This is a genomic window from Streptomyces sp. NPDC090045 (assembly GCF_044747975.1).
In the GTDB taxonomy this organism is placed as follows: Bacteria; Actinomycetota; Actinomycetes; order Streptomycetales; family Streptomycetaceae; genus Streptomyces.
The window spans coordinates 20,919-43,276 of sequence record NZ_JBIVFA010000002.1; the positions used below are offsets into that span (position 1 = coordinate 20,919).

Here is a 22,358-nt window from a genome sequence, read left to right on the forward strand (position 1 = left end):
GCCGTCGGCGTGCCGAGGGGCTTCTCCTGGTGAGGAGCCCCTCAGCGGGTCCTGCTGCGGAACAGGACCGCGGACAGGGTCACGGCCACCGCCGTGATGCCCGCGCACCAGGTCAGGGCCACCCAGGGCGCGGCGCCCGCGGGCTGTGCCAGGAGCAGGGCGCGCAGGGATTCGATCACGGGGGTCAGCGGCTGGTGGTCGGCGAAGCCGTGCAGCCAGCCCGGCATGGTGTCGATGGGGACGAAGGCGCTGGACGGGTACGGCAGGAACATCATCAGGAAGGTGAAGCCGCCCGCCGCCTCCGGGGACTTGGCGAGCAGGCCGAGTGCGGCGGCCAGCCACGAGATCGCCGTGATGTACGTGAGCAGCAGGCCGGCCGCGGCGAGGAAGGCGGCCGGTCCGGCTTGGGGCCGGAAGCCGATGGCAAGGGCGACCGCGAGGACCAGGGTGGTGGAGATCAGGTTGCGCAGGACCGAGGCGGTGACGTGCCCGGCGAGGATCGGGATGGCGCCGATGTCGAGGGAGCGGAAGCGGTCGATCACGCCGTTCGTCATGTCCTCGGCGACGCTGACGGCGGTGCTCGCCGCGCCGAAGCCCGCGCAGAGCAGCATGGCGCCGGGCACCACGTACGTCACGTACTCCGTCCCGGTGTCGATGGCCCCGCCGAAGAAGTAGACGAAGATCAGCATCAGCATGACGGGCAGCATCAGGGCGCCGATCAGGGCGTCGGGCCGGCGGCTGCTGATGCGCAGGCTGCGGCCGGCCAGGGCCAGGGCGCTCACGGGCAGGGCGGTCATCGGTCGGCTCCCGTCAGGGTGAGGAACACGTCGTCGAGGGTGGCGCTGCGGACGGCGAAGCGGTCCACGGCGGTGCGGTCCGGGTCGAGTTCGTCGAGCAGGGCCCGGACGTGGGCGGCGCTGCCGTCGGTGGGCAGGCCGAGGGTGAGCGCGTCGGGGTCGAGGTGGACGGCGCGCGGGGCGAGGGCTTCGTAGGCGGCGCCGGTGGCGAGGGTCAGGTCCAGGCGGTGTCCGGCGACGCGGGCCTTGAGTTCGGCCGGGGTGCCCTCGGCGGCGATGCGGCCGCCGGACAGGACGGCGACGCGGTCGGCGAGCCGGTCGGCCTCCTCCAGGTACTGGGTGGTGAGCAGGACGGTGGTGCCGTCGGCGCGCAGCTCCCGTACGAGGTCCCACAGGTCCTGGCGGCTGCGCGGGTCGAGGCCGTTGGTCGGCTCGTCCAGGAAGACCACCTCGGGCCGGGAGACGAGGCTCGCCGCGAGGTCGAGGCGGCGGCGCATGCCGCCGGAGTACGTCTTCGAGGTGCGGCCGGCGGCCTCGGTGAGGCCGAAGCGGGCGAGGAGCTCGTCGGCGCGGGTGCGGGCGGCGCGCGGGGAGAGCCCGGCGAGGCGCCCCATCATGCGGAGGGTCTCGGCGCCGGTCAGGAGCTCGTCGAGGGCGGCGAACTGGCCGGTGAGGGAGATGAGTTCGCGGACGCGGGCGCGTGCGGTGATGGTGTCGTGGCCGGCGATCCGGGCGGTGCCGGCGTCGGCGGCGGTGAGGGTGGCGAGGATCCGGACGGTGGTGGTCTTGCCGGCGCCGTTGGGGCCGAGGAGGGCGAGGACGCTGCCGCGCGGGACGGCGAGGTCGATGCCGTCGAGGACGCGGAGGTCACCGTAGGACTTGGTCAGCCCGGTGGCGTGGATGCCGAGACCGCCGTGGGCGCCGGAGGCGTGCGTGGTCATGGGGGATGGTGCTCCCTTCCCAGCTTCTGCGTATGCCTTACGCTCTTCTGTGTAAGTAATACACAGAACTAGGATGGGGGTCAATCGAGGAGTGGGCGGTCATGGCGGACGAGGACAGCGGGACAGGGCTCCCGGCCAGCCTGGAAATGGCCTGGGGCCTACGCGAACGCCCCGGCAAGGGGCCGCGCCCCACGCTCACGCTCCCGAGAATCGTGGAGGCGGCCGTGACGCTGGCCGCGGCTGAGGGGGTGGACGCCGTCTCCATGGGCCGCGTGGCCAAGGAGCTGGGCGTCTCGACGATGTCCCTCTACCGGTACGTCGCCGCCAAGGAGGAGCTCTACGTCCTCATGGCGGACGCGGGCGTCGGCACCCCGCCGCCGCTGCCGCCCGAGGCACAGGAGTGGGGCTGGCGCGAACTGCTCACCGACTGGGCGTACGCGCAGCGCGCCGTCCTGATGGCCAACTCCTGGATCCTGCGCATCCCGATCACCGCCGCCCCGGTCTCCCCGAACCAGCTGGCCTGGATGGACCGCGGCCTCGCGTCCATGGCCGGCGCGGCTCTGGCGGAGAGCGAGAAGCTGTCGACGATCATCCTGATCGGCGGCCTGGTGCGGAACGAGGCCACGATGGCCGCCGACATGATGGACGCCATCATCAAGTCCGGGGTCGCCCCGGAACAGGCGCTCGGCCAGTACGTGCGCACGCTGCGGCTCATGACCGGCCCGGAGAGCCACCCGGCGGTGACGCGGCTGCTGGACTCGGACGCGTTCACCGGCTCCGGCGAGCCGGACTTCCAGTTCCGCTTCGGCCTGAACCGCATCCTGGACGGCCTGGCGGCCCTGATGGCGAGCCGCGCCTGAGGTCAGACGGGCGGCAGCAGATCGCTCTCGCTGACGGTGTACGTCAGCGGGGGATAGGCGAAGTCCGTCTCATCGTTCTCGCGGCGCCGTAGCCGGTAGAACCCGCGCCGCTGCTCCTCGTCGGCCGAGGTGAGGCGTGCGCCCTGCGGGAGGTACGCATGTCCGTCGCGAAACCGGACGAGGGTCTTCGACGTCCGGAACGTCAGGCCCAGCCACGGGTTGTCCGCCGCCGGGACGGGCGCGTCCAGCACGATCTTGTGCTTGAACCGCCGGTTCGATGCGACCGAGAACACGACGACGCTGTTGTGGGCGAGAGGGATCTCGAACGGGTCGACACCGCCCCCCTTTGACTCGACCACCAGCTTCCGTTTCGACCCCGCTTCGGGATGCCGGTAGCAGGAGTAGACGGCGATGAACGAATCGTCGGCCAGATCCAGGGCCTGGTCGGAATGGCTCCCCATGGTGCGGTAGACATGCGTGTAGTTCTCGAAGAGAGCGTTGTTGAAGCCGACCGGGATCGCCGCACGCTCTTGGATCCGCTGCGCCAGCCGTTCGTGCACCGCGCGGAAACGCTGCGCCGGGCTGCTGTATTGCGTGGTCGTGCGGACGAGGGGGACCCCGCCCTCCGCCTCGTCGACCCTGGTGAGCACGGCACCTTGCCGGCCCTTTCCCGCGGCCTCCAGCCGGGCCGAAGTGGACAGCTCCGCGAAGAGATCCGGCGCGGCCGGCAAGGCGTACGAGACGAACGCGTCGGAGATCCTAGGCGCGGGGGGCAACATAGTCTCCGGTGTTCATGCTGAAGAGGAACGCGTCGCCGTAGTCGATGAAGGACGAGGTCCTGTTCTCCTCGGCGTACAGCCTGCGCAGCTCGTCCATGCCCTCGGGCGTGGGCGGCCCCAGCCGCACCAGACCCCCGGCCGCCTTGAGGAACGTCCGGCCGTTCTTGTGCACGGCTTCGGCGCTCGAACACCGCACCACGTACCCCAGACGGGTCGGGAGGGCATCGGCGTCCAGCGTCGAGGGCACGATCTCGTGCGTGTACAGACGGTTGGTGGACAGCGGCATGAAGAACACGGAGCCCGGATAGAGCGTCAGGGCGAACTGCGAGGGGAGCGCCTCCCCGTCGCGTCCCTCGCTCGGCTCCTTGAGGCGAAAGCGGAGCCTGGTCAGCCCGCTGGCACGCTTTACGCCGTGGTCGAAGGGGTCTTCGGCCATGGGTCGCAGCCTTTCGAGCCCGTCGTAGAAGGTGCAGAAGGCCATGACGCCGTTGGCGGGCATGTCCTTCGTCTTGTCGGCGTGGGCCGATATCTTCGCCTTGGACTGCTTGCGCTCCGCCGTGGCGAGGGTGTTGTGGTAGATCTGCGCGAGGACGTGGTTCAGCGGCGCGTGGCCCCGGAAGACGGTGGCGGCCTCGCGATTCAGCGCCTCGATGATCCGGGTGTCGGTCGCGCGGAATCCCTCGGTCGGCCCCGAGAGGTTCGTCGAACACCGGAGCAGGCGGAAATGCAGGTCCTCACCGTCCTGCTCGACGGGCGTCAGATAGATGCCGCTGCGATGGGCCGTACCGGGCTTGGTGGACTCCGTCAGGGACTGGAAGGCGTGCTCCGCACGGATCCGCCCGAAGTGATCGGCGTCGAGGTCGAAGAAACGGCGGTAGTACACGCCGGCGCCGTGCACCCGGAGGGGGACCCGGCCGACGTCGACGAGGGTCCAGGGCGCGTCCACGTCCTCGCGGTACCCGCGCGACAGCCCCCGGACGACGAACACCCGCTCCGCCGAGTCCAGTTGCGCCTCACTGATCCCGGCTAGGTCGCCACACAGGTAGACGGTCTTCCGCGCGAGGTCGGTCACACCGGAGGCGAGGTCCTCCGGTGTGATCACGGACCCGAAGAAGTCCCTGACCAGGTCGGTGTCCTGCAACGTCGAAGGCGCGACGAGTATGTTGCCCGCGCCATCGATACGGGCTTCCGTCAGCTCGGTCGAGTCCATGGGGCTATCGAGCAACCCAGCCGGTCAGCGCCGCCCAGCTCGCGGGCGCGAGGTCCAGGACGGGGCCGTGCTGGACCTTCGAGTCCCGGACGTGGACCGTGCCGGGGCCGGTGGCCACCTCGACGCAGGCGCCGCCCTCGCTGGCGCTGTACGAGGACTTGTGCCAGGCCAGGGCGACTTCCAGGCACTGGCCGCCTTCGCTGCCGCTGTAGCTGGACTTGAACCACTTCAGTGCGGTCGTGGCACTCATGTCTCTCCTAGCAGGCGGCCCAACAGGCCCCGCGTCTGCTCGGTGTTGAGGGCCTGAGTTCGCAGCATTGCATACTTGCGCGCCAGGATGCTGACCTCATCGGGGTCGGAGATGAGCTGGCTGCCGCGCTGGGTTTCGGTGTAGCCGAGATGCTGATGGTCCCGGGTTTCGAGGATGGTGAACGGGCCGTCGAGTGCGGCGTGTGAGGTGCGGCCCAGGGGCAGTACCTGGAGGCTCACGTCCGGCAGGTAGGAGCAGTCGCGCAGGTGGCGCAGCTGCTCCGCGTACACCTCGTCTCCGCCGATGCGGTCGCGGAGTACCGCCTCCCAGATGACGAAGCTCAGGGTCGGCGGCGTGCTGCGGCGCAGAATCTTCTGGCGTGCGATGCGGCGGGTGGTCAGCGCCTCGATCTCCGCCTCGGGGTGGGTGGGGACGCGGCACTTGAACACGGCCCGCGCGTAGTTCTCCGTCTGGAGCAGGCTGGGCACCACCTGGTTGTCGAACCAGGAAAGCGCGATCGCACGGGCTTCGTGGTCCATGTACTCCTCGGCCCACGGCGGAGTCGCGTCGATGGCCGGCATCTCGTTCGCCGCCACGGTCAGCAGCCCCGGCAGGCCAAGGTGGAAGTCCATCAGCTCGGCGACGTTCGGCATCAACGCCCGTCGGCCCTGCTCGATCGACGCGATGGTTTCCGCGTCCAGCCGAACCAGTTCGCCCAGCTGCTTCTGGGTCAGGTTCTTGGCGATGCGGGCGGCGGCCACCATCGCGCCGACCATCTTCATGGTCGTCGCGTTCGGCCGTACTCGTTTCCTCGGTGGCATGACAGCGAACTCCCCGCCTGTACACGTGAGCTACCCCGTGCGGACCCGTACTCATGAGGGAGTACGGGTCGGCGCTCAGCAACACGCTAGTCACGGAACGCGACGATCGTCCCGTGAATCCAACTATTCAGGCGGCGCTCATGCGCGAGCGCCTCTACCTGCGCTCACCCCGATCCGTCGCAGCTGCACGGCACTTCACACGTGACACCTTGCGGGCATGGGCGGCGACCGAACGCCTCGACGACATGTTGCTCTGCGTGAGCGAGCTGGCGACCAACGCCCTGCGGTACGGGGTCCCGCGCGGCCGCGGCTACCTCCTGCGGCTGTTCGGCTTCGAGGACGGGACCGTACGGGTCGAGGTGCACGACAGCGGGCCCGGGTTCTCCCGGATCACCGGGCGACCGCACGGGCGCGGGCTCACCCTCGTCGCCGCGGTCGCCGACGAGTGGGGGGTGCTGGCCCGGACGCCGGGGAAGGTCGTCTGGTGCGAGTTCCGCGGGGGTGCCTGCTAGCTTCGGATGCTCGGAAGACGCATCAAGGGGGGCCAGTGTCACGTCCGTTGCGGTGGGCTGTCGTCATCGGGGGCACGGCGATCGTGTTCCTGCTCAGCTTCAAGCTGGGCCAGGCGGCCCCCTTCGGCTGGTTGCCGGACAAGGACTCGGACAAGGTGGCGGCCGCCGCCGGCTTCGCCGGGGCCATGGCGGCGGCCTTCGGGCTGGCCGGGGCCTGGTGGGCGGGCAGCGGGCCGGGCGCCGCGGGTGCCGGACAGACCGTCGTCCGGCAGCGGGCCCGCGCCTCCGGGACGGGTCAGATCACCCAGTCCGGCGGAGGCTCCGCCCCGGACCTCGTGGACCAGTGGGCCCGGGCCGACGGCGACTCGCGCGTGCAGCAGACCACCGACACCGGGAGCAGCACCCCCGGCACGGGCACCGGCACCGCCCCCACCCCCTAGTGGGCAACGAGCAGTGGGCCCGCGCCGACGGGAACGCGCGGATCACCCAGGTCGCCGGCGACCACATCACCTACGCGGCCGGCGCCGGCCCCGCGCCCCGGGCACTGCTCGGCCTGCCCGACGCGCCCCCCGCCCTGGTCGGGCGCGACGGGCCGGCCAAGGAACTGGTGGGCCTGCTCGCGGAGGGCGGCCCCGCGGTCGTCGTGGTGGCCGGGCTGGCCGGCGTCGGCAAGAGCGCGCTGGCGGTGTCGACAGCCCACCGGGCCGTGGAACTGGGCTGGTTCGGCGACCGCGTCTTCTTCCTCTCCCTGCGCGGCTACGCCCCCGACGGCGGCGTGAGCGGGCCGCAGGCGGTCCAGGAGATGCTGCGCCACCTGGGGATCCGCGACACGGACATGCCGGAGTCGCCGGACGGCCGGGTCGCGCTGTACCGGGCGCGGCTGGCGGCCTTCGCCCAGGCCGGGCAGCGCGTGCTCATCGTGGCCGACGACGCGGGTGCGGTCGGGCAGGTGCGTGACCTCGTACCGGCCGCCGACGCGCACCGGCTGCTGGTGACCTCACGGCACCGGCTGGTGGCGCCCGGGTTCGCGGGGCGGGTGCTCCCGCTGGACGAACTGGCGGAGGAGCCCGCGGCCGAACTCCTCGCCGACGCGGTGCTGCGCGCGTGGCCGGACGACCCCCGGCCCGCACGGGAGCCCGAGGCCCTGGCCGGGATCGCCCGGCGCTGCGGACGGCTGCCGCTGGCCCTCGCGGTGGCGGGGGCGGTGCTGGCGGGCGATCCCGGCCTGTCCGCGGGGGAGCTGGCGCGGCGGCTGGCCGAAGCCCGGAGCCGGCTGGAGGCGCTGACCTTCGACGAGGGCGGCGTACCGGTGGGGGTGCGGGCCGCGTTCGACCTCTCGTACGCGCGGCTGCCCGCCGACCAGGCGCGGGTCTTCCGGCTGCTGACGGTGAACCCCGGCCCGGACTGCCGCACCGAGTACGCCGGCCTGCTCACCGGCGAGGGCGAGGAGGTCCGGCCCAAGCTGGCCGCGCTCGTACGGGCCAGCCTGCTGACGGAGCAGCCGGTGGGCTCGGGGCGGTGGCGGATGCACGACCTGCTGCGGCTGTACGCGCTGGAGCGGGGGGAGGAGCGCGCGGAGGAGGACGGGCGGGAGGAGGCGACGGACGCCTTGCTGTCAGTCCTGGTCTTCGGCACCGGAGTGGCGCATGAGGTCCTGGGCCTGAGGGGCCCGGGTGGCGGCGGCCCGGGCCTGCCCTCCATGGGGCAGGCGCTGAAATGGCTCGACACGGAGCGTCCGCTGCTGGTCGCCGCCGTGGGCTACGCCGCCGACTCCGGTCGCGTGGAGACCGCCTTGGAACTGGCCGACCTCCTGGCTCCGTACCTCCAGCTCTACGGGCACGTGCAGGAACACCTGCTGATGGCGCGCCACGTTCTCGCGGCCGTGCGTACGACGGGCAGTCCCCGCGACCTCGCCGTCGCGGTGTGCGACCTGGGCAGCGCACTGTGCCAGGCGGACGACGAGGAGGGCACCGAGCGGCTGACGGAGGCCCTCGCCCTGTTCCGCGAGGCTTCTGACAGGGAGGGGGAGGGCAGGGCGCTGACCCTGTTGGGCACCTCGTACGCTGCCGCGCGCCGTTTGAAGGAGGCACGGCAAGCTCACCAGCGAGCGTTGGAGATCTACCGCGAGCTGGGGATCCTGCACGCGGAAGCCGCGGTGCTGCTGGCGCTGGGCAGCGACCTTCGGCGCCTGGGACGGCTGGACGAGGCGATCGCCATGCACCGCCAGTCTCTCGCCCTCATGCGGGAGCTGGGCGAAAGGCACCACGAGGTCATCGTGCTGGACGCACTCGGTGAGGCGCTCTCGGCGGCGGGACGGGGCGAGGAGTGCCTGGTCGTATGGGAAGAGGCGCTCGTCATCGTGCGGGAGCTGGGCCACCGGACCCGCATGGCGTGGATCCTGAACCGGATGGGTCTATCGCTTATGTCCACGGGTTCGTCGCACGAGGTGCGGGCCCGTTTCGAGGAGGCGCTGACCCTCTTCACCGCAGGGGGAGACCGGGACGGCGAAGGCGTGGTGCTGATCAACCTCGGCCTACTGCACCAGCGGGAGGGGCGGTGGACGCAGGCGTTGGAGGCGCACGAGCGGGCCTGCGCGCTCTTGGACGCTATGGAGGACCAGGCCGCTGCGGTACGGGCACTGGCCGGGACCCTGGGTGGCCTGGGCCGCTTTGCGGAGGCGGCGGAGGGCTTCGAGCGGGCTGCGGCGGGCTTCGCCGCAGTCGGCGATGCGAAGCGGGAGGCGGATTGCAGGCAGGAGTCCGCGCGCATGCGCGAGACGGCCCGGCGTCGCTGGTGGCACCGGTTCACGAGGTGAGGGGGCGCACGGGGAGCGGGTTCCCCGTGCGCCGGGTGACATCAGGTCACCTCAGCCGACCTGCTCCGGGGAAGTCGCGGTGATCACCGAGAAGACGCCGCCCTGGGGGTCCGCGAGGACGGCCATCCGGCCCGCCACCATGTCGAACGCCGGGGCCATGACGCTGCCTCCGGCCCGTACGACGGCGGCCTGGATCTCGTCGACGCTGTCCACGTGGAAGTACGGCATCCAGTGCGGCGGTACCCCGGCCGGCAGCTTGGCGAGGTCCATCATCCCGCCGACCGCGCGGCCGTCGACCTGGAACTCGGTGTAGTCCCCGGCGTCCGGCATCTCGGACCGGGCCGTGGTGACGGGCAGGACGGCGGTGTAGAAGGCGGCCGCGGCGGGGACGTCGGCGGTGTTCAGCTCGTTCCAGATGAGGGCGCCGTGCTCGTTGACGATGCCGGCGCCGTCGAAGGTGCCGGCCTGCCACAGGCCGACGACGGCGCCGGTGGGGTCGGTGATCACGGCCATCCGGCCGAGGTCCATGACGTCCATCGGGCCCATCATCACCGTGCCGCCCGCGTCGGTGACCGACTTGAGGGTGGAGTCGAGGGAGTCGGTGGCCAGGTACGTGGTCCACGCGACCGGCGGCATCGGGTCCGGGACGCTGCCGTCCGGGTTGCTCGCCTTCATGATGCCGGCGACCGGCTGGCCCTTGAGGGTGCAGACGGCGTAGCCGCCCTGCTCGGCCGGGCCGATCTCGCCCTGCCAGCCGAAGAGGTCGTTGTAGAAGTCGAGGGCCGCCTGCTGGTCGGGGACCATCAGGTCGATCCAGCAGGGGGTGCCGGGCTTGTAGGGGCCGTTCATGTCGGGCACGGAGGCCTCCGGTGGTCGGGTGGGGGAAGGACGGGCCATCCCCTACCCGGCCCGCAGGGCCCGAACCGGCCCGAACGGGTGAACACGCGCGGAGCGCAAGCCGTGCCGCCTACTGCCAGAAGATCTCCTCCCGGTGAACTCCTCGCTCACTCGCCGGGCTCCAGGTCACGCAGCTCGTGGCGGATGCGCGAGGCCTCGTCGAGGAGTTTGCGGGCCGCTTCGGCGCCCGTGGCCTCGGCTGCCCGGGCTTCGAGGTCACTGACGCGGCGGTCGAGCTCGGGGTCGCACGCGAGGGCGTACTCGCCCCACCAGCGGGCCATGAACGCGGGAACGGGCCCGATGTCGTACGCGTCGGCGATCTGCTGTCGCCAGGCGGCGTCGAAGTCCGGCAGGAGGGCCGGGGCGTGGGCGGTTATGGCGGCGCGCAGGGCCTTCGGCGTGTACTCCGGCATCGGCGGCACTGATCCGCCGGGCGCAGGCGTCGCGGTCGTCATATCCGGTTCCTCCTCGGATCGGACGCCCTCCACCCTAGCCGCCGGGCTCGGGCCCGGTCCGGAAAATGCGACGGGCCCCCGGGGCGCGCGTCGGTGGAGCGTCAGAGTTCTCGGGGGTGCGGAGGCCCAGGAGGGACATGCCCTTCGAGAGGGTGCCGGCCGTGGCGGGCCGCAGCGATGCCGTACGCGGGCCGTCCGGGACGACGCCAAGACTGGTACGGTAAACCCGTACGAGTGTCCGTACTGTTCAGGAGGACAAACGTGTCGATGTCCGCGAACGAGGCTCGGCAGCGCTTCTACCCGCTGATCCGGCAGGTCAACGAGGACCACGTACCCGTAGAGGTGACCTCCCGGGAGCACGGCGACGTCGTCATCATGTCCGCCGAAGACTTCCGGTCCTGGCAGGAGACCGTCTACCTGCTGCGCTCACCGCGCAACGCGCAGATCCTCATGGAGTCGATCGCCGAGCTGGACGCCGGTCACGGCCAGGCCAGGGAGCTCATCGAAGCGGAAGGCGACGAGGGGTTCGCCGCGTGAAGGTCGTGTTCTCCAGCAGGGCCTGGGAGCAGTACACCTACTGGGCGACCGCCGACCCTAAGCTCCTGAAGAGGATCAACCGCTTGATCAAGGAGATCCAGCGCACGCCGTTCGAGGGTGCCGGCAAGCCGGAACCGCTCAAGGAGAACCTCTCGGGGTGGTGGTCCCGGCGGATCACCGACGAGCACCGTCTGGTGTACCGGATCAGGGACGCGGCCGTGGAGATCGCTCAGGCCCGCTACCACTACTGACCGGAATGGCGCGCGGCCCCGCCACCGGGTGGGTGACGGGGCCTGGCGACCGCGTGCCTCAGGCGGTGGTGCGGCGGCGGCGGCCGGTGCCCGCGACCAGGGCGGCGCCCATGGCGAGGGCCACGCCCGCGCCGCCGAGGGCCCAGGTGGTGGCCGCGTCGGCGCCGGTGGCGGCGAGCTCGCCGCCGGTGCCCTTGGTGTCGTCGACGATCGGCTTCGAGCCGCCGTTCGGCTTCGGCTGGTTGCCGTTGTCACCGGTGGCCGGGTCGGCGGCGACGATCTTCGTCAGGCGGGCCTTGGAGTGCGACTGCGCCCACGGCGCCGGGGTGTCCGGGCCGACCTGGGAGGAGCCCCAGGAGGAGATGCGCAGGTCGCCGAGCGGCGCGTCGGCCGACAGGCGGATGCGGACCTGGATGTCGAAGCTCTGGCCGGCCGCGACGGGGCCGCCCGCCAGGTCGACCCCGAGGAACACGCCCTCCTCCTCGTTCCGGATCTCGGCCTCGTGCCAGCCGGCCTTGCCGTTCTTGTCCTTGCTCAGGACCTCGACCTTGACGTGGGAGCCCTTCATCGGGGTCCAGTCCGGCCGGGCCAGGACCAGGCCGACGTCGAAGCCGTCCAGGGCCTTCTTGCCGGAGTTGTCGACGCGCACGGACAGGTTGGTCCAGTCGCCGCCGGCCTTGACGGTCTCCGGTACGCCATTCACCGCGAGCGCGGGGCCTTCGACGAACGGGTCCTCGTCGCCGTCCTCGGCGCCTTCGATCTTGGCGTCGTACCAGCTGCTGGGGCCGTACTTCCAGCCGTCGGCGCTGATGCTCACGGCGTCGGAGGCCATGTCGAAGCGGATCCGCGGGGCGTCCGCGGTGAAGCGGATGCGCACGTCGAGGTCGTAGCTCGCGCCGCGGTCGAGCTCGCCGACGGTGCCGATGAAGTAGTCGCTCATGCTGGTGGCGTCGGTGTCGTGGTCGAGCGCCGTGGCGGGCCACCAGTAGCTGCTGCCGTCCGGGTTGACGATGCGCGACTCGATCTCGTAGTGGCCGGCCTTCAGCTTGCCGCCGGCCTTGTCGACCGAGAGGCGGGGCGCGAGCCCGTTGACCCAGCCGCCGCCCGAGTTGTCGACCGACACCTTCAGCTGGGTCCAGTCGCCGCCCGGCTTGAAGCCGTTCTTCGGGATGCCCGCGACAGTGACGTCGGGGCCCATCATGATGCCGTCGGAATCGGCGTGCTGCTTGTCCGCGGCGGGCTTGGCGTCCTTCGCGGGCTGCTCGGCGGGCGCCGGCGCCGGGGCGGCCGGCGCGGGCGACTCGACGACGGGCGCCGGCTTGTCCGCGACCGGCGCGGGCTTCTCGGCGACGGGCTTGTCCGCGACGGGCGTCTCGACGACGGGCGTGGTCGGCGCACCGGCGTCGGCGGTGGCGTCGTCCTTCGGCGCCACGTCGGGAACGATCACGGCCGGCTGGTCGGCGGCCATGGCGGGCGTGGCGGTCAGGACGGTCGGTCCGGCCACGGCGACCGCGGCGACCGCGGCCATGCGCTTGATCTTCTTCACTTGTTTCCCCCACACGTCTTCTTTTGAACATGATCAGATTAGTGGGGCCGGCGTGAAAGTTGATGGCTTAAACATCACGAAACGCCAACGACCCCGGCAGTGGCTGCCGGGGTCGTCGATCTTTGGTGCGTTCTGTCCGGAGTCCGGAGTCCAGATGTCAGAGCTTCTCGGGCGTCCGGATCCCCAGGAGGGCCATGCCCTTGGTGAGGGTGCGGGCCGTCAGGTCGCACAGGAACAGACGGTTCTCGCCGACGACGAGCTCCGGCTGCGGCCTCACGACCGGGCACTCGGTGTAGAACGTCGTGAACAGCGAGGCCAGCTGGTACAGGTACGCGGCCAGCTTGTGCGGGGCGTGCTCCGCGGCCGCCTCCTCGATCAGCGCGCCGAAGCCGTCCAGGTGCAGACCCAGCGCCCGCTCGGCCGGAGCCAGGTCCAGCTCCGGGTGGGCCACCGGGGAACGGTCGCCCGCGTTGCGCAGGATCGACCGGATCCGGGCGTACGCGTACTGGAGGTACACGGACGTGTCACCCGTCAGCGACACCATCTGGTCCAGGTCGAACTTGTAGTCGCGCGCCGCCGAGGTGGAGAGGTCCGCGTACTTGACCGCGCCGATGCCGACCTGAAGGCCGTTCTCGACGATCTCCTGCTCGGTGAGCAGGCCACGGTCCTTGTCCTTGTCCCGGACCACGGCCGTGGCGCGGTCGATCGCCTCGTCCAGCAGGTCCACCAGCCGGACCGTCTCGCCCTCACGGGTCTTGAACGGCTTGCCGTCCTTGCCCAGCACCGTGCCGAAGGCCAGCTGCACGGCCTTGACCTCGTCGTTCAGCCAGCCCGCGCGGCGGGCCGTCTCGAAGACCATCTTGAAGTGCAGGGACTGCCGCGCGTCGACCACGTAGATCAGCTCGGTCGCGCCGAGGTTGGCCACCCGGTCACGGATCGCGGACAGGTCGGTGGCCGCGTAGCCGAAGCCGCCGTCGGACTTCTGCACGATCAGCGGGGTCGGGTTGCCGTCCGGGCCCTTGACGTCGTCGAAGAACACGCACAGCGCGCCGTTGGAGCGGACGGCGACGCCCGACTCCTCCAGCAGCCTGCACGTCTCGACCAGCATGTCGTTGTACCCGGACTCGCCGACCACGTCGGGGTCCTGGATGTCCATGTCCAGCTTGTTGAAGACGGAGTAGAAGTAGATCTTCGACTCGTCCACGAACCGCTGCCACAGGGAGAGGGTCTCCGGCTCGCCCGCCTGGAGGTCCACCACCCGGGCCCGGGCGCGCGTCTTGAACTCCTCGTCGGAGTCGAAGAGGGCGCGCGAGGCCTTGTAGAGGCGGTTGAGGTTGGACATGGCCTCCTCGCCGGAGACCTCCTCCTCGGACTTGTGGTCCAGCTCGTGCGGGTGCTCCAGCAGGTACTGGATGAGCATGCCGAACTGGGTGCCCCAGTCGCCGATGTGGTGACGACGGACCACCTTCTCGCCCGTGAACTCCAGGATCTCCACCATCGCCGCACCGATCACGGCCGAGCGCAGGTGCCCGACGTGCATCTCCTTGGCGACGTTCGGCTGCGCGTAGTCGATCACCGTGGTGCCCGGGTTCGCCGCGAGCGGGACGCCGAGGCGGTCGTCGCCGGCCCGTGCCGCGAGCGTTTCGATGATCGCCCGGTCGGTGATCGTGATGTTCAGGAAGCCGGGGCCCGAGACCTCGATCTCCTGGATCAGGTCACCGGTCGGGATTCCCTCGACCACGGTCGTCGCCAGCTCGCGCGGGTTGGCCTTCGCCTTCTTCGCGAGCGCCAGGATGCCGTTGGCCTGGAAGTCGGCCCGGTCGCTTCGTCGCAGCAGCGGGTCGGCGGCACCGGCCTCCGGCAGGGCGGAGGCGAGGGCGTCCGCGACGCGCTGATTGACGGAAGAAGCGAGGGAAGGGACCGAGGCCATGAGCTGCCGTTCCTGTGAGGTTGTGCCGGTGGGTGCACTTGGTTGTTCCGACAAGTGCCGAGTATCCCACGAGGGGGCAACCGGTTTCCCGGTGGAAAAGCAACCTCAGAGCGACCCGTTCCGTCTGGGAGAATGGCTGAAGCCAGCATTCGAGATAGAAGGACGTGTCGTGGCTCAGAGCAGCACCGAGACCGACTGGGTCTCCCGTTTCGCGGACGAGGTCATCGCCGAGGCGGAGCGCCGAGCACCCGGCAAACCTGTCGTCGTCGCGTCCGGACTCTCCCCCTCCGGCCCGATCCACCTGGGCAACCTCCGCGAGGTCATGACCCCGCACCTGGTCGCGGACGAGATCCGCCGCCGGGGCATCGAGGTCCGCCACCTCATCTCCTGGGACGACTACGACCGGTACCGCAAGGTGCCCGCCGGCGTGCCCGGCATCGACGAGTCGTGGGCCCAGCACATCGGGCGCCCGCTGACCGCCGTGCCCGCCCCGGCCGGCTCCGCGTACCCGAACTGGGCCGAGCACTTCAAGGCCGTCTTCGTCGAGGCCCTGGCCGAGATGGGCGTCGAGTACGACCCCATCAGCCAGACCGAGCAGTACACCACCGGTGTCTACCGCGAGCAGGTGCTGTTCGCGATGAAGCACCGCGGCGACATCGACGCCGTCCTCGACCAGTACCGCACCAAGCAGAAGCCGGGCGGCAAGAAGCCCCAGCAGAAGCAGGTCGACGAGGCCGAGCTGGAGGCCGCCGAGGGCTCCGGAGCGGCCGCCGAGGACGACGGCAGCACCGGCGAGGGCGGGTACTTCCCGTACAAGCCCTACTGCGGCGAGTGCGGCAAGGACTTCACCAAGGTCACCTCGTACGACGACGAGACCACCGAGATGACCTACGTCTGCACCGAGGACGAGTTCACCGAGACGGTCAAGCTCAGCGAGTTCAACCGCGGCAAGCTCGTCTGGAAGGTCGACTGGCCCATGCGCTGGGCCTACGAGGGCGTCATCTTCGAGCCCTCCGGCGTCGACCACTCCTCGCCCGGCTCGTCCTTCCAGGTCGGCGGCCAGATCGTGCACATCTTCGGCGGCGAGCAGCCGATCGGACCGATGTACGCGTTCGTCGGCATCAGCGGCATGGCCAAGATGTCCTCCAGCAAGGGCGGGGTCCCCACCCCGGCCGACGCGCTGAAGATCATGGAGCCGCAGCTGCTGCGCTGGCTGTACGCGCGCCGCCGCCCCAACCAGTCCTTCAAGATCGCCTTCGACCAGGAGATCCAGCGGCTCTACGACGAGTGGGACAAGCTGGAGGCCAAGGTCGCCGACGGCTCCGTCCTGCCCGCCGACGCCGCCGCGCACACCCGCGCCGTGCGCACCGCCGCCGCCGAGCTGCCGCGCACCCCGCGCCCGCTGCCGTACCGGACGCTCGCGTCCGTCGCCGACATCACCGCCGGGCACGACGAGCAGACCCTGCGCATCCTGACCGACCTCGACCCGTCGCAGCCGCTCACCTCGCTCGACGAGGTACGGCCGCGCCTGAACCGCGCCGAGAACTGGATCACCACCCAGGTCCCGGCCGACCAGCGCACCCTCGTACGCGAGGAGCCCGACACCGAGCTGCTGGCGTCCCTGGACGACGAGGGCCGCGAATCGCTGCGGCTGCTGCTGGAGGGCCTCGACTCCCACTGGTCCCTCGACGGACTGACCACGCTCGTCTACGGCGTCCCGAAGGTCATGGCCGGACTGGAGCCCGACGCCAAGCCGACGCCCGAGCTCAAGGTCGCCCAGCGGACGTTCTTCGCCCTGCTGTACCGCCTCCTCGTCACCCGGGAGACCGGGCCGCGACTGCCCACGCTGCTGCTGGCGGTGGGCGCGGACCGGGTGCGCAAGCTGCTCGCCGCCTGAGGCCGCGGGAACCATGCGGAAGGGCCCGCACCCCTCGGGGTGCGGGCCCTTCCGCATGCATGGCCGGATGGTCAGACGGTGCGCCCGACCGCTCAGGCGATGTGCTCGGCCTCGCGGTCCTTGTTGTAGCGCAGCTTGAACGCCGGGATCATCCGGCGCAGCAGCGAACCGCTGCGCGGATGGGTCACGCCGTACCCGTCCGAGAGGTGTATGTCGAGGGCCTCGGCCGACGGGTAGTCCTGCTTCTCGTCGGACAGCGCACAGAACACCTTGTACGCGACCTCGGCGAACTCGGCCTCGTCGGGGGTCTCCAGGCCCTCCTCCGGGGCTTCGTCCGGGGCCTGCTGCTGTGCCTGGGAGCCCTGGGGGCCCTGGAGGCCGTCCTCCTGGCGGGGCGCCGGGATCGGAAGGTCCGGCTGCACCGGCTGCTGCTCCTCCGGCCCCATCGGCGGCAGCACCGGAGTCGGCTCCAGCCCCTCGACGTACTGGGGGTTGTAGCCGCCCTCGTACGCCGCCTGCGGAGCCTTCGGCGCGGCGAACCACGCACTGTTGTGGGCCGCCGGCATCGCCGTCGGATCCACCGCGAACGCCGGCGGGCCGTGCACGACCGCGGGCGGCCCCGGCACCACAGCCTGCGCCTCGGCGGCCTGCCGTGCCTGCTCCGCCTGCTCCGTCTGCTGGGCGAGCCCCGGCGCGGCCGCCGCGCCCACCCCGGCCATCAGCGCGGGAGCGTCGGCCGCACCCTGCTGCTCCAGCGGGGGCAGCACCGCCGGCTCGATGCCCGTCACCGCCAGCGCCTCCGGCGCCGTCTCCTTGAGCGGCACACCGATCCGGGCCAGCTTCAGCGGCATCAGCGCCTCCACCGGAGCCTTCCGCCGCCAGGAACGCCCGTACCGCGCCTGCAGACGGGCCTGGTAGATCAGCCGGTCCTGCTCCATGCCGACCGCCTGCTCGTAGGAGCGCAGCTCCCACAGCTTCATCCGGCGCCACAGCTTGAACGTGGGTATCGGCGACAGCAGCCACCGCGTGATGCGCACGCCCTCCATGTGCCGGTCCGCGGTGATGTCCGCGATCCGGCCCACCGCGTGCCGGGCCGCCTCCACCGTCACCACGAACAGGATCGGGATCACGGCGTGCATGCCGACACCCAGCGGGTCCGGCCAGGAAGCCGCACCGTTGAACGCGATCGTCGCCGCCGTCAGCAGCCACGCCGTCTGGCGCAGCAGCGGGAAGGGGATGCGGAGCCAGGTCAGCAGCAGGTCCAGCGCGAGCAGCACGCAGATGCCCGCGTCGATGCCTATCGGGAACACCAGCGAGAAGCTGCCGAACCCCTTCTGCTCCGCGAGGGTGCGCACCGCGGCGTACGAGCCCGCGAACCCGATCCCCGCGATGACCACGGCTCCCGCGACCACGACGCCGATGAGTATCCGGTGCGTACGAGTCAGCTGCATCGCGGCCACCCGCGATCCCCTCCCCTTGTCGAGCACATACCGAGCGCTGAGCACATAGCGAGCACCGAGCACTTACCGAGCCTTTACCGAGCTGCGGCAGGCACAGCGTACGGGTGACTCGATGTCAGTGCCCCAGGAGGCCCCGCCCCGCCACCACCAGCACCACTGCTGCTGGGGCAGCGGTTACTGCTGGGGCTGCGGGGACTGCGACTGCGGCTGCTCCGCCTGCTGCTTGTTGGCGGCGTCGACCGAGGCCACGGCCTCCTTGGCCGCCGCTACGGCGTCCTGGAGCAGCTTCGCCTGGTCCGGAGCGCCGGCACCCTCGTACGCGGCACCGTTGTAGTCGAGCGTGACCACCACGTTCTGGGTGCGCGCCACGATCGTCGTGTTGAAGAAGTCGACGTCCTTCTTGACGCTGTAGACGACCGACGTCCCCTGGTCGCCGGTCCCCTCCGTGGCCTCGGCCTTCACGTTCTGCGCGTCCGCGGTCGCCTTCGCCTTCTCGACCTGCTTGTTGTACTCCTCCTCGGCGCGCTTGTTGGCGCTGCCGAGCGAGGCGTGCGAGTCGGCGCGGAAGAAGGAGAGCGACAGCCAGCGGTACTGCGAGCCCTTCAGACCGTCCGAATCCAGGCCGTTCCAGGAGCAGCTGGCACGGCTGGCCAGGTCGTTCGACTTGGCCCCCGTACCGCTCTTGTCCTTCGCCTCCGGAACGACCGTGTCTATCGTCGCCGTCTGGAGCGCCTTGCAGGGGTCCGGAAGCGTGGCGTACGCCGCCTTCTCCAGCTCGGGGGAGGACTTCGCGTTGGGCTTGGCCGACGAGGAGGCGGTGGACTTCTTGCCGCCGTTCGAGCCCGAGTCCTTGCCCGAGTCGGACGAGCACCCGGCGACGGTGAGGATCACCGGGACGGCTGCGCAGGCGAGAACGCGGGTGAGGCGCGAGGCTGATCGGTGCATGGTTCCTTCAGTGCGTGTGAGGGTCATCTTCGGACGCGGGACCCGGGCAACGGTAGCCCGAGCGGGTGCCCGCCTGCTGTGCGCGGCATCACGCCCGGCCGCGGCGGGCGCCGGTCACTCGGTCAAACGCTCCACCAGAGCCTGCGCCAACTGCCGTGCCCTGTCCTGGGTTTCAGCACTCGACGGGACCGTGCCGGGCAGGGACGGCTGCACGCTGTACTCGACCTTGACGATGACATTCGAGGTACGGAAGACAATCCGCACGGTGCGCGCCTGCGCGGCGGTGGCCCCGGCGGGGCTCAGCTTGTCCTCGATGAAGGCATCGCTGCCGAGACCGTCCAGGACGCGGGAGCCGAGCTCCACCGGCGCGGACGGGCTCCCGCCGGGGGACGGCGCTCCGGCGGGGGGAGTGCCCCCGGGCGTGGCGGCGGCCGGCGCGCTCGGCGTCGGCGTGGGGGCGGCGGGGGCCGAGGGGGTCGGGGTCGGGGTCGGGCTCGTGGCCGGGCCGGGGAAGGGCAGGCGCGCGTCGGTGAGCAGGCGTACGTAGACCTGCTTCGCCTTGTCGTCGTCGCTGGCGGTGGTCCGGTCGTACGAGACCACGCGCTCGAAGCCGACCGACAGCAGCCGCGTCTCCTCCGGGCTCTGCGCGGTCCAGCGGCAGCCGACGTGCCGGTCGCCGTCGTACGAGGCGTCCGCGACGCCGGCGTACATCTGGTCGCGCTGCTCGGCGGTCAGGCTGTCGCCGGCCGGCAGCATCGCCTTCAGCTTCTTGCTGTCGACACCGGCCTTGCAGGGCGCGGGCAGACTGCGGTACTTCCCCGGCTGGGCGGGCGCGGCGGGGTTGCCGCCGGCCTTCGCGTCGCTGGTGCCGCCGCCGCTGCTCCCGCCGGTGCACCCGGTCAGACCGAGCGCGCCGGCCGCGAGCGCGGTGAACACCGCGATGCCTGGCAGGATCCGCGACCCTCGCCGTACCGCCTTGCGCTGCACGTCCACTGGCTCCCTTCGACCGGCGGGGCCCCGACGGTCAGGAAAATGCGTTGCCGCTACTTGGTCACGGCTGAACACAATGTCTATCGCACACGCTGGTGCTGGCGCCGGTCCCCTGTCGTATTTGGGATCAAGAGCGAGGCTTTTTGAGCAATCTGACTTTTCCGTGGTTTTCAGGGGATTGATTCCGTATGTCGTATGTAGAGGTACCTGGGGCGAACGTCCCCATCCGGATGTGGACGGACCCGGCGTCGGTCGAGGACGGCGCGATGCAGCAGCTGCGCAACGTCGCCACCCTCCCGTGGATCAAGGGCCTGGCCGTGATGCCGGACGTCCACTACGGCAAGGGCGCCACGGTCGGCTCGGTGATCGCCATGAAGGACGCGGTCTGTCCGGCGGCGGTGGGTGTGGACATCGGCTGCGGCATGTCGGCGGTGAAGACGTCTCTCACGGCGAACGACCTGCCGGGGGATCTGTCGAAGCTGCGGTCGAAGATCGAGCAGGCGATTCCGGTGGGGGCCGGGATGCATCGCGAGGCGGTGGACCCCTCGCGGCTGTACGGCTTCTCGTTGGAGGGGTACGAGGACCTGTGGGAGCGCTTCGACTACATCGCGGACGCTGTGAAGTTCCGGCGGGACCGGGCGATGCGGCAAAGCGGAACGCTCGGGTCCGGCAACCACTTCTGGGAGCTTTGTGTGGATATGTTCGATTCGGTGTGGATTATGCTGCACTCGGGCTCCCGGAACATCGGTAACGAACTCGCCGAGCACCACATGGGTGTGGCCCGAAGCCTCTCGCACAACCAAGGCTTGGTCGACAGGGACCTTGCGGTGTTCCTTGCGGCGACCGCGGAGATGCAGGCCTATCGGAATGATCTCTTCTGGGCGCAGGAGTATGCGAAGTACAACCGTGCCGCGATGATGAGCATCTCCAAAGAGGTCATCCGAAAGGAGTTCCGGAAGGCGAAGGTCTCCTTCGGTCAGGAGATCAGCTGTCACCACAACTACGTGGCGGAGGAGCGGTACGACGGCATGGACCTGCTGGTCACGCGCAAGGGTGCGATCCGCGCCGGCAGCGGCGACTACGGGATCATCCCGGGCTCCATGGGTACGGGCTCGTACATCGTGAAGGGCCTCGGCAACGAGAAGTCGTTCAACTCCGCCTCGCACGGAGCGGGCCGGAAGATGAGCCGGACGGCGGCGAAGAAGAAGTTCTCGGCGCGCGACCTGGTGGAGCAGACCAAGGGCGTGGAGTGCCGTAAGGACTCGGGCGTCGTGGACGAGATCCCGGGCGCGTACAAGTCGATCGAGCAGGTCATCGACCAGCAGACCGACCTCGTACAGGTCGTCGCCAAGCTCAAGCAGGTCATCTGCATCAAGGGCTGAGGTCCGGGCGCAGTTGCGGGGGAGCGCAGGTGCCCGGACCGGTTACGACCGGCCCGGGCACCTGCGCGTTGTGTTCCTCAGGCCTTGCCGGTACGCAGGCGCCAGAGGCGCATGAAGCAGCTCTGTTCGGTCCGATCGAGGGCGATTCCGGCTGCCCTGGGGTCGTTCAGCCTCAGCAGGGTTTCGTCTTCCCGCTGGGTCCAGCGGCGGCGGGGCGGGGCGATCTTCATCTCTGCCGGTCGGACCCAGGATTGGATTGCGTCTGCGTTCGCCTTCTTGTGGTCGAGGGCAAGGCAGCCGTTGTAGTAGAAGTGTGCGGCGAGCTGCTGTGCTGTCTCCTTGTAGTAACAGACGTTGTAGACGCCGTCCCGCTTGTTGCGTGAAGTGATGCGCTGCGTCCCGGTGATCTTCTTGCCGTAGTGGCAGAGGTAGGCGGCGATCGCGGTGCTGGCGGAGGTCAGGGAGAGGAAGGGGATCCCCTGGGCAGTCCAGCCGAGGGATCCGTCCGCATCGATGATGCCGCGGAGGTAGTCGGGTCGCGAGAAATCTGTGCGTGGCGGCTTGATGATCAGCGACTTCTTGCCGTACGGGATCCCGAGCTCGTTGACGATTGTCCTGGCCTCGAGTGACGAGACGGACCACGTTGCGGAGTGGTGAGTCGCGGCGAAGTTAGTGCTCCGAACGCGTTCACGAATGGAGCTGTTGTACGGGGTGAGCTGCTGGAACTCCCGCAGGATGTGAATATCCCGTGCGTTGATCTCGACCGAGAGCTGGCCCCTCTGGCGGGACTGCTGAGATAGGTGTCCGTCCGCCTGGATGAAGCCGAACATGTAGGCGTAGCGGGGGTCTTCGAGGTCCATGAAGCGCGCGGGGGCGCTAGGGTCCTGGTCAGCCATGAGGAAGTGTCCGTTCCTTGTTGGTGAGGCCCTCGGCCGGGACTGCCATCCCGGGCGGGGGCCGCTTGCGTTGTGGCTGAACCTAGGTAGGGGTGTGGCGTGCTGCGGGTGGATCGGTCGCCGTTCACTCGAACGTATGGCGGAATGTCACACGTGATCTCGCAGAGGTGCAGGGAGTGAGTCAACT

The 22,358-nt window shown here is 70.4% G+C and carries 22 protein-coding genes; 8 read left to right on the forward strand and 14 right to left on the reverse strand.

The genetic code is table 11. The annotated features are described in order from the left end of the window. Nucleotides 1–41: 41 nt before the first annotated feature. Both ACIPYQ_RS04960 and ACIPYQ_RS04965 read right to left on the reverse strand, forming a co-directional pair. Nucleotides 42–797, reverse strand: coding sequence for an ABC transporter permease (locus tag ACIPYQ_RS04960; protein ID WP_401246178.1), 756 nt, complete (start codon nucleotides 795–797; stop codon nucleotides 42–44). Further along, nucleotides 794–1,738 (reverse strand): ATP-binding cassette domain-containing protein, encoded by a 945-nt coding sequence (locus ACIPYQ_RS04965; protein ID WP_401246181.1) that lies wholly within the window; start codon nucleotides 1,736–1,738, stop codon nucleotides 794–796. The genes ACIPYQ_RS04960 and ACIPYQ_RS04965 overlap by 4 nt, the downstream gene beginning before the upstream one ends. A 101-nt stretch (nucleotides 1,739–1,839) precedes the next feature. Between ACIPYQ_RS04965 and ACIPYQ_RS04970 the strand changes: the two genes are divergently transcribed. Next, nucleotides 1,840–2,598: a TetR/AcrR family transcriptional regulator gene (locus ACIPYQ_RS04970; RefSeq protein WP_401246184.1), complete on the forward strand. Its 759-nt coding sequence runs from the start codon at nucleotides 1,840–1,842 to the stop codon at nucleotides 2,596–2,598. Between the two features lie 2 nt (nucleotides 2,599–2,600). Here ACIPYQ_RS04970 and ACIPYQ_RS04975 read toward each other — a convergent pair whose 3' ends face one another. Genes ACIPYQ_RS04975 through ACIPYQ_RS04990 form a run of 4 tightly spaced genes read right to left on the reverse strand, consistent with a single transcriptional unit; the run spans nucleotide 2,601 to nucleotide 5,619 of the window. Further along, a complete protein-coding gene (locus tag ACIPYQ_RS04975) occupies nucleotides 2,601–3,377 on the reverse strand; it encodes an alpha-ketoglutarate-dependent dioxygenase AlkB (protein ID WP_401246186.1) in 777 nt (258 codons plus the stop codon). Then, nucleotides 3,358–4,587 carry a hypothetical protein gene (locus ACIPYQ_RS04980; protein WP_401246189.1) on the reverse strand — a complete coding sequence of 410 codons (1,230 nt, stop codon included), beginning with the start codon at nucleotides 4,585–4,587 and terminating at the stop codon, nucleotides 3,358–3,360. The genes ACIPYQ_RS04975 and ACIPYQ_RS04980 overlap by 20 nt, the downstream gene beginning before the upstream one ends. Before the next feature lie 4 nt (nucleotides 4,588–4,591). After that, a complete protein-coding gene (locus ACIPYQ_RS04985; protein ID WP_401246192.1) occupies nucleotides 4,592–4,837 on the reverse strand; it encodes a DUF397 domain-containing protein in 246 nt (81 codons plus the stop codon). Then, entirely contained in the window at nucleotides 4,834–5,619 is a 786-nt protein-coding gene (locus tag ACIPYQ_RS04990) for a Scr1 family TA system antitoxin-like transcriptional regulator (RefSeq protein WP_401246195.1), read from the reverse strand. The genes ACIPYQ_RS04985 and ACIPYQ_RS04990 overlap by 4 nt, the downstream gene beginning before the upstream one ends. A gap of 152 nt (nucleotides 5,620–5,771) precedes the next feature. Between ACIPYQ_RS04990 and ACIPYQ_RS04995 the strand changes: the two genes are divergently transcribed. The 3 genes from ACIPYQ_RS04995 to ACIPYQ_RS05005 are packed head-to-tail and all read left to right on the forward strand — an operon-like array spanning nucleotide 5,772 to nucleotide 8,985. Next, nucleotides 5,772–6,170 carry an ATP-binding protein gene (locus ACIPYQ_RS04995; protein WP_401246198.1) on the forward strand — a complete coding sequence of 133 codons (399 nt, stop codon included), beginning with the start codon at nucleotides 5,772–5,774 and terminating at the stop codon, nucleotides 6,168–6,170. A 35-nt stretch (nucleotides 6,171–6,205) separates the two neighbouring features. After that, nucleotides 6,206–6,610: a hypothetical protein gene (locus tag ACIPYQ_RS05000; RefSeq protein WP_401246201.1), complete on the forward strand. Its 405-nt coding sequence runs from the start codon at nucleotides 6,206–6,208 to the stop codon at nucleotides 6,608–6,610. Further along, nucleotides 6,610–8,985: a tetratricopeptide repeat protein gene (locus ACIPYQ_RS05005; protein ID WP_401246204.1), complete on the forward strand. Its 2,376-nt coding sequence runs from the start codon at nucleotides 6,610–6,612 to the stop codon at nucleotides 8,983–8,985. The genes ACIPYQ_RS05000 and ACIPYQ_RS05005 overlap by 1 nt, the downstream gene beginning before the upstream one ends. A 51-nt stretch (nucleotides 8,986–9,036) precedes the next feature. Here the strand turns inward: ACIPYQ_RS05005 and ACIPYQ_RS05010 are convergent, their stop codons facing one another. Continuing rightward, entirely contained in the window at nucleotides 9,037–9,834 is a 798-nt protein-coding gene (locus tag ACIPYQ_RS05010) for a VOC family protein (RefSeq protein ID WP_401247646.1), read from the reverse strand. Nucleotides 9,835–9,989: 155 nt separating this feature from the next. Next, complete coding sequence (locus tag ACIPYQ_RS05015) at nucleotides 9,990–10,337, reverse strand: DUF6247 family protein (protein ID WP_401246206.1); 348 nt, start codon at nucleotides 10,335–10,337, stop codon at nucleotides 9,990–9,992. A gap of 261 nt (nucleotides 10,338–10,598) precedes the next feature. Between ACIPYQ_RS05015 and ACIPYQ_RS05020 the strand changes: the two genes are divergently transcribed. Continuing rightward, on the forward strand, nucleotides 10,599–10,874 hold the full coding sequence (locus tag ACIPYQ_RS05020; RefSeq protein ID WP_401246209.1) for a type II toxin-antitoxin system Phd/YefM family antitoxin: 276 nt from the start codon (nucleotides 10,599–10,601) through the stop codon (nucleotides 10,872–10,874). Continuing rightward, nucleotides 10,871–11,125, forward strand: a complete 255-nt coding sequence (locus tag ACIPYQ_RS05025) for a Txe/YoeB family addiction module toxin (RefSeq protein ID WP_401246212.1) — start codon at nucleotides 10,871–10,873, stop codon at nucleotides 11,123–11,125. Before ACIPYQ_RS05020 ends, ACIPYQ_RS05025 begins: the two co-directional genes overlap by 4 nt. Nucleotides 11,126–11,183: 58 nt before the next feature. Here ACIPYQ_RS05025 and ACIPYQ_RS05030 read toward each other — a convergent pair whose 3' ends face one another. Further along, nucleotides 11,184–12,671, reverse strand: coding sequence for a hypothetical protein (locus ACIPYQ_RS05030; protein WP_401246214.1), 1,488 nt, complete (start codon nucleotides 12,669–12,671; stop codon nucleotides 11,184–11,186). A 157-nt stretch (nucleotides 12,672–12,828) separates the two neighbouring features. After that, nucleotides 12,829–14,601 carry an arginine--tRNA ligase gene (argS, locus tag ACIPYQ_RS05035; RefSeq protein ID WP_401246217.1) on the reverse strand — a complete coding sequence of 591 codons (1,773 nt, stop codon included), beginning with the start codon at nucleotides 14,599–14,601 and terminating at the stop codon, nucleotides 12,829–12,831. A 169-nt stretch (nucleotides 14,602–14,770) separates the two neighbouring features. Here argS and lysS point away from each other — a divergent pair, with 169 nt between their 5' ends. Continuing rightward, on the forward strand, nucleotides 14,771–16,498 hold the full coding sequence (gene lysS, locus ACIPYQ_RS05040) for a lysine--tRNA ligase (RefSeq protein WP_401246220.1): 1,728 nt from the start codon (nucleotides 14,771–14,773) through the stop codon (nucleotides 16,496–16,498). A 92-nt stretch (nucleotides 16,499–16,590) separates the two neighbouring features. Here the strand turns inward: lysS and ACIPYQ_RS05045 are convergent, their stop codons facing one another. From ACIPYQ_RS05045 to ACIPYQ_RS05055, 3 genes are all read right to left on the reverse strand, one after another. Further along, nucleotides 16,591–17,958 carry a DUF2637 domain-containing protein gene (locus ACIPYQ_RS05045; protein WP_401246223.1) on the reverse strand — a complete coding sequence of 456 codons (1,368 nt, stop codon included), beginning with the start codon at nucleotides 17,956–17,958 and terminating at the stop codon, nucleotides 16,591–16,593. A gap of 174 nt (nucleotides 17,959–18,132) precedes the next feature. Next, nucleotides 18,133–18,903 carry a DUF3558 family protein gene (locus ACIPYQ_RS05050; protein WP_401246226.1) on the reverse strand — a complete coding sequence of 257 codons (771 nt, stop codon included), beginning with the start codon at nucleotides 18,901–18,903 and terminating at the stop codon, nucleotides 18,133–18,135. A gap of 114 nt (nucleotides 18,904–19,017) precedes the next feature. Beyond that, nucleotides 19,018–19,890 carry a DUF3558 domain-containing protein gene (locus tag ACIPYQ_RS05055; RefSeq protein WP_401246229.1) on the reverse strand — a complete coding sequence of 291 codons (873 nt, stop codon included), beginning with the start codon at nucleotides 19,888–19,890 and terminating at the stop codon, nucleotides 19,018–19,020. A 191-nt stretch (nucleotides 19,891–20,081) separates the two neighbouring features. On the opposite strand from ACIPYQ_RS05055, the gene ACIPYQ_RS05060 reads away from it, so the two are divergent. Then, nucleotides 20,082–21,275: an RtcB family protein gene (locus tag ACIPYQ_RS05060; protein ID WP_401246232.1), complete on the forward strand. Its 1,194-nt coding sequence runs from the start codon at nucleotides 20,082–20,084 to the stop codon at nucleotides 21,273–21,275. A gap of 77 nt (nucleotides 21,276–21,352) precedes the next feature. On the opposite strand, the gene ACIPYQ_RS05065 is transcribed toward ACIPYQ_RS05060, so the two are convergent. Next, nucleotides 21,353–22,171, reverse strand: a complete 819-nt coding sequence (locus ACIPYQ_RS05065) for a hypothetical protein (RefSeq protein WP_401246235.1) — start codon at nucleotides 22,169–22,171, stop codon at nucleotides 21,353–21,355. Nucleotides 22,172–22,358: the final 187 nt, after the last annotated feature.